Annotated in this window: 3 protein-coding genes and 1 riboswitch; all 3 genes read left to right on the top strand. The window is 40.0% G+C overall.

Features of this window, described 5'->3' with window-relative positions:
- Positions 1-184: hypothetical protein (locus VNZ46_RS16300; protein ID WP_325561122.1), on the top strand; the 184-nt coding region annotated here is incomplete at its 5' end.
- Between the two features lie 104 nt (positions 185-288).
- Positions 289-2,730 carry an outer membrane beta-barrel family protein gene (locus tag VNZ46_RS16305; protein WP_325561123.1) on the top strand — a complete coding sequence of 814 codons (2,442 nt, stop codon included), beginning with the start codon at positions 289-291 and terminating at the stop codon, positions 2,728-2,730.
- 35 nt (positions 2,731-2,765) lie between these two features.
- Positions 2,766-2,957, top strand: a riboswitch (cobalamin riboswitch).
- A 163-nt stretch (positions 2,958-3,120) separates the two neighbouring features.
- Positions 3,121-3,426, top strand: a 306-nt coding sequence (locus VNZ46_RS16310; protein WP_325561124.1) for a DUF5074 domain-containing protein, incomplete at its 3' end; no start/stop codon positions are given.

Below are 3,426 nucleotides of genomic sequence, written 5' to 3' on the forward strand. Positions count from 1 at the left end.
TCTGTCTGCAGATGTACAGAAAGTCGAGCTGCCAGATTTCCCTTTTAAGAAAATAAAAAAAGCGTATCTGCTGAAGGATCATTCTGCAGTTAAGGCTGTATTAAAAGATGCCAGGGTCACGATTTCGGCTGGTGCTGGAAATGGGGAACCTGACCGGATTGTTGTACTGGAAACAGGAAGCTAATTGATTTTATTGTTGTATGCCGTTTATGATATCGGCATGCAACATTTGTATATGGTCTGTGTCTTATATCTGGAATAACCACCAGGTAATTCTCAGATCAACCAATGAAATTATTAAGTAAACGACTCTTTATTATCCCCTTCCTCTTCAAGTTATTTGTTGCGCCTGCATTTGCCCAGCATAAAGCAGGTACGATTAAAGGTATTGTAGTGGATACCCTTTCAGGGAAGCCTTTAGACTTTATGACGGTCGCGGTAAAAAAAGACAAGACCGTATCTCACTCTGCAGTTACCGCAGCGGATGGTCATTTTAATTTCGATCAGGTAAAACCTGGGAGATATCAACTCGTTGTGGCAGCCATAGGATATACTTCGAAGCAAGTTCTGCTGGAGATGACTACTGCCAGGCCCATGCTGGATTTGGGCAGTTTGCTCATGGTTCCATTAACGACGAATTTAAAGGAAGTATCTGTTCAGGGGAGCCGGCCGGTAATTAAGCAGGAAGCCGACCGGATCAGTTATGATATACAGGCAGATCCTGAAAGTAAAGGGCTTACTGTATTAGATATGATGCGTAAAGTACCTATGTTGTCATTAGACGCAGATGATAATATTAAATTGAAAGGTAGTGGAAATTATAAGATCTTAATTAACGGGAAGCCATCTGGTATGGTGACGAGAAATCCTAAGGATGTATTGAGGAGTATGCCTGCCTCTTCTGTTCAGAAAATAGAAGTCATTACAACGCCTCCGGCTAAATACGACAGTGAAGGCCTGGCTGGTATTATTAATATCATTACCAATAAAAAGATTGATAATGGTTATAATGGGAGTTTGAATTTACGTTATCAGGCACCGGTTGGAGGCCCGGGTGGTGGTGGTTTTATCACCTTGAAAGAAGGTAAATTCGGGATTACAGCCTATGGCGGGACAGGATTTAATACCTCGCCTAAAACCGGCAGATCAAACAGCAGGATAACTACAGGAGAGAACCCTAGTTCGCTGCTAACGGATGGTACCAGAAAATTTAATAACAATTATCGTTATGGCGGTGTTGAATTGAGCTATGAACTGGATAGCCTTAATTTGTTGAATTCAGAATTGAATCCCTATGGAGGATACAATAAATCTACACTCGATCAATATACGGAGATGTCGGGAGGAAATGCTCCTATGCGATATGATATGCTAACCAAGAGCAGGTACGGATGGAATGGTTTTGATGCTTCTTTGAACTTTCAGCATGGCTTTATGGGCAATAAAGACCGGCTACTTACTTTTTCTTATAAATATAGTTATACGGCTAACCCGCAGATCAATGATCTGAGTTTTAGCAACCGCCTGAATTACAGTGATCCAAACTATATTCAGAATAATGATGGCCGTTCCAGGGAACAGACTGTCCAGCTTGATTATGTACATCCTTTAAAAAAACTGAGCATTGAGGGGGGAGTTAAGGGGATATTAAGAAATAGTGATAGTAATTTTGAATACAGGAGTTATGATGATGCCAGTGGATCGTATATCACAGACCCTGGCCGGACGAATAAGTTCAGCAACCGGCAAGCTGTTATTGGTGCCTATAATTCTTATGCCTATAATTTGGAGCAATGGTCTTTTAAAGGCGGTGCGAGAATAGAGGGAACGCTTGTTAAAGCAGATTTTATAAGCAGCTCTTCAAATGTGAATACGGATTATTTCAACGTTATACCGACGCTTTCTTTAAACCGTAAATTTAAGAACAGCAGCAGCCTAAGTTTAGGCTTTACGCAACGTATACAGAGGCCGGATATTGAAACGCTGAACCCTTTTGTAGACAGATCGATACCAAGTATAGAGTCAACAGGAAATCCCGATCTTAAAGCTGTATTGAGCAATAATTTTGAACTGACCTATAGCAGATTCAAAAAGGGATCTGTAAACCTGGGGCTGAGTTACCATTTTGCCAATCATACGATTCAAAATGTTTCTGTATATAATAGCGCAACCGGGATTACTCAAACCACCTATTTGAATATTGGAAAGGATAAAGCGTTCACGTCTAACCTGAATATCAATTACCCGCTTACCGAGGAGTGGAACCTGAGCGTAAATGGTAATATAGGATATACCTGGGTGGAAGGTGCAATAGAAGGAGTGATTCAGAAAAACAGTGGTATATCGGGATATGGTTATTTAAATACCGGTTATAAATTTAAAAAGGCCTGGAAGGTCAATGCCAGTTTTAATTATAATGCGCCGGAAATTCTTTTGCAGGGAAAATCCAGTGCTTATACCTTTGTTTCCTTTAGCGGAAGTAAAGAGATCATTAAAGATAAGCTGACCGTCTCTGCGGGTGTAAATAATCCTTTTTCCAAATTCCGCTATTATACCCGCTCTATTCAGGGAACCGATTTTAACCAATATTATAGGTCTCAAAACTATAACCGTTCTTTTATCCTGAGCTTAAACTGGCGTTTTGGTCAGTTAAAGGATGCCATTAAAAAGAGCCAGCGGAGCATTAAAAATGATGATACAAAAAGCAGCAGTGGAACGTCCGGGCGTTAGTGTTTAATGTTTTCCTTTTTTTAAGGGCTAATGCTTATCTTCGCGGCGCTTTGGGTTACTGGGCTAATACCTGGTATTAAAAGGGAATACGGTGGAAATCCGCAACTGTCCCGCAACTGTAAGCGCTTAAATGATTTTCAAATCTGGCCACTTTTGCACATCTGGTGTGATGGGAAGGCTGAAAATCAGGCGTAAGTCAGGAGACCTGCCTTTGGCATTATGATTTCATAGCTTTCGGGGATTGAAGCTAGGATGAGACTTACGATTTCGTATTTCATTTCCTTGTTGAACTGTTTGCTGTGGGTTTAACTCACAACAAAAAATGGTAAAAGATAGTAACCAAAATTCCGGTAGCTGGTTAAAACAGCACAACATTAATAACATATGATAATGAAACACGTAAACTTGAAACAACTTTTTATTGCAGTATTGCTTTTAACTACCGGTTTGTACTCCTGTAAAAAGGACGATGCTGACATCCCAAAAACGGAGTCGGCAGCGGGTAAATATGAAAATGGATTTTTTATCATTGGCGAAGGTTCTTATGGACAAAGTACAGGGGCAATAAATTTTTACAGATATGGAGAAGATACTGTTGGAACTAGGGTATACGAGAAAGAAAATCCGGGAAAGATTTTATCTAATGCTGCAAAAACAAGTACATTACAATTTGCTTCTTTAATTAATGGCAGTATT

It is taken from the genome of Pedobacter sp., from assembly GCF_035566355.1.
In the GTDB taxonomy this organism is placed as follows: domain Bacteria; phylum Bacteroidota; class Bacteroidia; order Sphingobacteriales; family Sphingobacteriaceae; genus Pedobacter.

What these genes read in the sequence shown, in the direction of transcription:
- VNZ46_RS16305 (WP_325561123.1), top strand. Translation starts at nt 289, where the DNA reads ATGAAATTATTAAGTAAACGACTCTTTATTATCCCCTTCCTCTTCAAG.